A 6,405-nucleotide genomic window follows, 5' to 3' on the forward strand; every position below is an offset into this window, starting at 1 on the left:
GTCCCCTGTGTTCCCCGCCTTTTCCTCCGTGAACCTCTGTGGTGAGGCCTCTGTCTTACGCAGTCTTCAAAACGATCTTCCCGAAGTGTTTATCCGCTTCCATCATGCCGTGCGCGGCAGCCACCTCTTCGATCGGGAACACCTTCTCGATGATCGGCACGATGCTGCGGTCGGCGAACTTGGGGATGGCGCGCCGCACGAATTCGGCCACGATCTCCCCCTTCTCGGAAACCGGACGGGAGCGCAGCACGCTACCGATGATCGACTGGCGCTTCACCATCATGAGCGCGAGGTTAAGCTCCGCCTTGATGCCGGAGATGACGCCGATGCTGACGAGTTTCCCTTTGTACCCCAGCGAGCTCATGTTGGGGGCGAGGTACTTGGCGCCCACGTGGTCCAGGATCACGTCGACACCCTTTTTGTTGGTGAACTCCTTCACCACCTCCGAGAAGTCGGGGGTCTCCTTGAAGTTGATCACCAGGTCGGCACCCAGCGCTTTCACCCGGTCCATTTTCTCGGGCGAGGCGGTGACGATCAGTTTGGCGTTGGGGGTGAGGGCTTTGCAGAGCTGGATGGCGGCGGTGTTCACCCCGCCTCCTCCGCCGTGCAGAATGGCCGTCTGACCGTCCTTAAGCTCGCCGATCATGAAGACGTTGAGGAACGCGGTGATGTAGGATTCGCAGACGCAGGCGGCTTCCTCGAAGCTCATCGATTCGGGGATGCGCATCAGGTGGTTCGCGTAAGCTACGGCGTATTCGGCATAGCCACCGCCGCCGACCAGCGACATGACGCGGTCGCCGACCTGCCAGCCGGTGACGCCGGGGCCGAGCGCTTCGACGGTCCCCGCCACCTCGAGACCGAGGATCTCGGAGTCGCCCGGCGGGGGGGGATACTTCCCTTCGCGCTGCACCAGGTCCGGGCGGTTGATGGAGGTGGCGTGCACCCGTACCAAAACCTCGTTCTCCTTGGGCACCGGCGTCTCGGCCTCACCGCACTTCAGCACCTCGATGCCGCCAAATCCTTCCATCAGCACAGCTTTCATAGATATCGCCTCCTGGGATTGAATGATCAAGTCAGCCGGCTCGCGCACGCGCGATACCGTATACGGCGAACACTATCTCAAAATGGCCGGCACAGGGCAACGAAATTCTGCAGTTGGCTCAGGATCAGCGGAATTTTATGGCGATGCCTCGAGCGGTCATCTCGCTGGACGGGAACAGGATGTAGGTTTCGCGCTCCCCCTTGATCTCGGGATAGATCACGGCATCGGCACCCATCTTGGCGGCCTCCTGGCGCAGGACCCGGTAACCCCACTCGTAGTCGGCGGCCTTCAGGTCATCGGGGGCACCGTAGCGCTCGCGCTGTACCGTGATCACCCCCATTTTGTCATAGGGGCGCTGCAATTCCTCTTGGGAAAGGATGGGCGGCAGGTTGTCGACGGCTTTACTACCGGTCGTCGCGCAACCGTTGCTGAATGAGAGGATACTCAACAGCATCAACGATAGTACGGTAGGTCTAAATACTTTGCAGCTCAGTGTCATAACGTCTCCCGTTCAGCTAAAAGCCTGTAGCTCGTGAATCCGTAACAGTTTAACCGTCATTTTCCCACTTTACAACTCTCTTTTCGGCATGTTATTATTCGACGTTTTCAATTCAACTGATGGAAAGGAAGTTCTCATGTCAGGTCATAATAAATGGAGTACGATCAAGCACAAAAAAGGTGCCGCTGACGCCAAGCGCGGCAAGGTTTTCACCAAGATCATCAAAGAGATCACCGTTGCCGCCAAGCTGGGTGGCGGAGACCCGGATGGCAACCCGCGCCTCAGGACGGCTATCGATAAGGCCAAGGCCGAGAACATGCCCAAAGACAACGTCGAGCGCGCCATCAAGAAGGGCGTGGGCGGCATGGAAGGCGTCAACTACGAGGAAACCACCTACGAAGGGTACGGTCCGGGCGGCACCGCGGTGCTCGTCGAGGTGATGACCGACAACCGCAACCGCACCGTCTCCGACGTGCGCAGCATCTTCTCCAAGTGCAACGGCAACATGGGCGAGTCCGGCTGCGTCGCCTGGCTCTTCGACAAGAAAGGGCTCCTGGTGTTCCCCAAATCCGTCGACTTCGACAAGCTGTTCGAGGCCTCCATCGAGGCGGGTGCCGACGACGTGGCCGACGAAGACGAGCAGTACGAGGTGCTCACCGACCCGACCGCGTTCCACGAGGTGAAGACCGCCCTCGAGGCCGCCGGGTTCAAGCCCGAGAACGCCGAGATCACCATGATCCCGCAGACCATGGTGAAGCTCGACGGCAAGAACGCCGAGAACATGCTGAAGCTCATGGACCGTCTGGAAGACAACGACGATGTCCAGAACGTCTACGCCAACTTCGACATCTCCGCCGAAGACATGGAGAAGATGATGTAACCTATCCCCTCCGGGACGGGCCGATCGACTGAGACGCGGCAGAGCGAGGACATCCCCGCCTGCCGCGTTTTTTATGTATTCGGCAGCAGAAATTAAAACATAACCCATAACGCCAGGATAACTCCATAAAAGCTGCCCACCGCAAAGGCAGTGACGCGCGACGTGCTACTTCTGCTACAACCGGTCTGTCATATCTGTTATAATCCGCGCGCTGATTCACCCTTGTTGACTGTTATCAAAGGAAGGCTTCGCATGATCATCCTGGGCATAGATCCCGGTTCCCGCAAGACCGGCTACGGTCTCATCTCCAAACAAGGCAACCGCCTGGTCCACATCGACAACGGCGCTATCTTCACCTCCAGCGCGAAGGACTTCCCGCAGCGCCTGCAGCAGATCTACTTCGGCCTCTCCGAGATCATCGAAGAGTACCAGCCGACCGCAGTGGCAGTGGAGAACGTCTTCGTCGCCAAGAACGTGCAGAGCGCCCTGAAACTGGGGCAGGCGCGCGGCGCAGCCATCGTCGCTGCCGTCTGCGGTGGACTCTCGGTCTTCGAGTACAGCGCCTCACAGGTAAAGCAGGCAGTCGTTGGTACGGGACGCGCCGAGAAGCTGCAGGTACAGCAGATGATCAAGGTCCTGCTGAACCTGCCGGAAATTGCTCAGGAAGATGCTTCCGACGCCCTCGCCGTCGCCGTCTGCCACGCGCACTCCGCAGGCGTCAACAACCTGGTTCGCTTGGCGAAATAGCAGGTCCCCTCTCCCGTCAAGGGAGGGGGACTGGTTAAAGGCTGTCGAAGAAGTTCGCCAGCAGGACTTTTCTCGAATCTTCCCCCCTTGATACGAGGCTCAGATGATCGCACTACTTACCGGAAAGATCGCTCTCAAGGCACCCGACTATATCATCCTCGACGTGAACGGCGTCGGCTACCGGGTGCAGATCCCCTTCTCCACCTACTATGCGCTCCCCGCCGAGGGAAGCGCCATATCGCTGCAGATCTACACCTCGGTCAAAGAGGACGCCATCAACCTGTACGGCTTCCGCACCCAGCAGGAGAAGGAACTCTTCCAGCTCCTGATCGGAGTCTCCGGCGTCGGCCCCAAGCTCGCCAACGCGATCCTCTCCAACAGCGAGCCGGGCGAGTTGGCGGAGTCGCTGTTGCGCGGCGACCTGGTACGGCTCTCGTCGATCCCGGGGATCGGCAAGAAGACGGCCGAGCGGCTCATCCTGGAGCTGAAGGAGAAGGTGAAGAAGCTGGGGTTGGCGCAGGGGGCGGCCCACGAGGCGGCGCCGGTAACCGGCAAGCAGGAGATCAAGGAGGATGTGCTCTCCGCACTGATCAACCTGGGCTACAAGGAATCGGTGGTGCAGAAGGCGCTCAACGAACTGCGCATCGCAGAGGACGCCACGGTGGAGACCGTCCTCAAGCAGGCGCTCAAGGTGTTGATGAGGTAAAGGGCCCATTGCGTAAACCTCCCCATCGCTTGACCTTTACGAGCATCTGTTATACCTTGGCTCGTCTGCGCAAGCAGGCAAGTCGCCGCAGTTTTGGAGAGTTATGACCCGCGCCATCAGTGCCGAGAAAACCGAAGACGATTACCTCGAATCGACGCTGCGCCCGCGCGCTCTCGACGAGTACGTGGGGCAGGAAAAGGCCAAGGGGAACCTGGCGCTCTTCATCGATGCAGCCCGCGGCCGGGGTGAGTCGCTGGATCACGTGCTGCTCTACGGCCCTCCCGGACTGGGCAAGACGACGCTCGCCAACATCATCGCCTGCGAGATGGGGGTGAGCATCAAGTCGACCTCGGGTCCCGTCATCGAGCGCCCGGGTGACCTGGCGGCCATCCTCACCAACCTGGAACCGCACGACGTCCTGTTCATCGACGAGATTCACCGGCTCTCCCACGTCGTCGAGGAGATCCTCTACCCCGCGATGGAGGACTTCCAGCTCGACATCATCATCGGCCAGGGCCCCAGCGCCCGCACCATCAAGATCGATCTCCCCAAGTTCACCCTGGTGGGAGCCACCACCCGTGCCGGCCTGCTCTCCTCGCCGCTCAGGGACCGTTTCGGCGTCATCTCCCGCCTCGAGTTCTACACCCATGAGGAACTCGCCTTCATCGTCACCCGCTCGGCGCGCATCTTCAACATGAGCATCGAGCCGGAAGGTGCCATGGAGCTTGCGCGCAGAAGCCGCGGGACACCGAGGATCGCCAACCGCCTGCTGCGCCGGGTGCGCGACTTCGCCCAGGTGCGCGCCACCGGCGTCATCACCAAGGAAGTAGCAGACCAGGCCCTCGAGCTCCTGGAGATCGACCAGATGGGGTTCGACACCATGGACCGGATGATCCTTTTGACCATCATCGACAAGTTCGGTGGCGGGCCGGTAGGTCTCGAGACCATCGCCGCGGCGATCAGCGAAGAGAGCGACACCATCGAGGACGTCTACGAGCCCTTCCTGATCCAGAACGGCTTCCTGAACCGCACCCCACGCGGCCGCGTAGCCACCGCCGCTGCCTACCAGCACTTCGGCCGGATAGCACCTACCCCGCCACAGGGCAAACTGTTTTAACGCAATCGTCCACTGTCAATTGTCCATTGGGTTCCTATGCAGCTAATCTTCGATTTCCCCGTCACGCCCCGATTCAGCTTCGACAACTTCGTGATGTGCGGCGGCAACAAGACGGCCTACCAGTTCGCGCGCAAACTCGCGTCCGAAGACGGTACCGAGAACCTGCTCTACGTCTACGGCCCGGAGGGGTCGGGGAAGACCCATCTTTTGACTGCCCTTGCCAACGAGGTGGGGGGGAAATACCTTTCCCTGCGGGATGCCCAGTCTCTTAAGCTCGGCCGTCTCGACCCGGAGACGCCGAGGCGCCTCACCGACTTCTTCGCCGACGCACCTGCCCTCGTGCTCGATGACCTGCACCTTTTGCCCAACGACCAGGACCTGCGGGTCGAGCTCTGGGAACTTTTCAACGCCTTTTACACTTCGGGGAAAAAGATAGCGATGTCGGGGCTGGTGGCGCCCAAGGAGTTGCCGCACCTGGACGGACACCTGACCAGCCGGCTCTTGTGGGGATTGGTGGCGCGCATGGACGTCTCGGACGACGACTCGCGGCGCATGATTCTGAAGAAACTGGCGGGGGATCGGCAGATGGCGCTACCGGACGAGGTGATCGACCAGATCCTGCTCCGCGTACGGCGCGACATCCCCTCGTTGGTCTATGCCCTGGAGACGATCAACCGGCATTCGATCTCGACGAAGCGTAAGGTGGGGGTGAAACTGGCGAAGGAGAGTATTGATTCGCTGGAGGGCTGAGCCGTCCTGGGGTGCAGCACGGGTGGGCCTTACACGACGTGGCAGGTTGACGGTTCTGCCGCTGCGGAGAACTTCTCCGACGCTTCGGATTACTTCTCAGACGCTTCGGATTACTTCTCCGACGCACCGGATTACTTTTCCGACGTACGGGATTACTTCTCTGACGCACCGGATTGCTTTTCCGACGCACCGGATTGCTTCTCCGACGTACCGGATTACTTCTCCGACGCACCGGATTGCTTCTCCGACGCACCGGATTGCTTCTCCGACGCCCCGGATTACTTCTCCGGCGTACCGGATTGCTTCTCCGACGTACCGGATTGCTTCTCCGACGCACCGGATTGCTTCTCCGACGTACCGGATTGCTTCTCCGACGTACCGGATTGCTTCTCCGACGCACCGCATTGCTTCTCCGACGCACCGGATTACTTCTCCGACGTACCGGATTGCTTCTCCGACGCACCGGACAACTTCTCCGGAGCTGCGGAGAACTTCTTCATCGCTCCTGACAACTTCTCAATGACGGTAGAGGGGCGGGCCTGTAAAATCCTTTGTGTAAATGGCCATTTTCGGTTAGAACCCACTCGATAGGAGGGAGCCGATGGCCAGTGTAGATGAATTGCTTGATGCTTTGATTAAGGACTGCAAGAAACCAGAAGACATA

The 6,405-nt window shown here is 60.0% G+C and carries 7 protein-coding genes; 5 read left to right on the plus strand and 2 right to left on the minus strand.

The window, feature by feature from the left end; all coding sequences use genetic code 11:
* Positions 1–55: 55 nt before the first annotated feature.
* A complete protein-coding gene (locus tag GMST_RS13095; RefSeq protein WP_183355111.1) occupies positions 56–1,042 on the minus strand; it encodes an NAD(P)H-quinone oxidoreductase in 987 nt (328 codons plus the stop codon).
* Between the two features lie 124 nt (positions 1,043–1,166).
* The gene (locus GMST_RS13100; RefSeq protein WP_183355112.1) at positions 1,167–1,541 is read right to left on the minus strand and encodes a hypothetical protein; all 375 of its coding nucleotides are present in this window, start codon (positions 1,539–1,541) and stop codon (positions 1,167–1,169) included.
* Positions 1,542–1,677: 136 nt separating this feature from the next.
* Here GMST_RS13100 and GMST_RS13105 point away from each other — a divergent pair, with 136 nt between their 5' ends.
* The 5 genes from GMST_RS13105 (at position 1,678) to GMST_RS13125 (ending at position 5,741) form a co-directional block, all read left to right on the plus strand.
* On the plus strand, positions 1,678–2,421 hold the full coding sequence (locus GMST_RS13105) for a YebC/PmpR family DNA-binding transcriptional regulator (protein WP_183355114.1): 744 nt from the start codon (positions 1,678–1,680) through the stop codon (positions 2,419–2,421).
* Positions 2,422–2,673: 252 nt separating this feature from the next.
* Positions 2,674–3,168, plus strand: coding sequence for a crossover junction endodeoxyribonuclease RuvC (gene ruvC / locus GMST_RS13110; protein ID WP_183355115.1), 495 nt, complete (start codon positions 2,674–2,676; stop codon positions 3,166–3,168).
* Positions 3,169–3,271: 103 nt separating this feature from the next.
* Positions 3,272–3,874, plus strand: a complete 603-nt coding sequence (ruvA, locus tag GMST_RS13115) for a Holliday junction branch migration protein RuvA (RefSeq protein WP_183355117.1) — start codon at positions 3,272–3,274, stop codon at positions 3,872–3,874.
* A gap of 103 nt (positions 3,875–3,977) precedes the next feature.
* The gene (gene ruvB / locus GMST_RS13120; RefSeq protein WP_183355118.1) at positions 3,978–4,991 is read left to right on the plus strand and encodes a Holliday junction branch migration DNA helicase RuvB; all 1,014 of its coding nucleotides are present in this window, start codon (positions 3,978–3,980) and stop codon (positions 4,989–4,991) included.
* 36 nt (positions 4,992–5,027) lie between these two features.
* Complete coding sequence (locus GMST_RS13125; protein WP_183355119.1) at positions 5,028–5,741, plus strand: DnaA/Hda family protein; 714 nt, start codon at positions 5,028–5,030, stop codon at positions 5,739–5,741.
* The last annotated feature ends 664 nt before the right edge of the window (positions 5,742–6,405 follow it).

The organism is Geomonas silvestris, assembly GCF_014193515.1.
Classification (GTDB): Bacteria; Desulfobacterota; Desulfuromonadia; order Geobacterales; family Geobacteraceae; genus Geomonas; species Geomonas silvestris.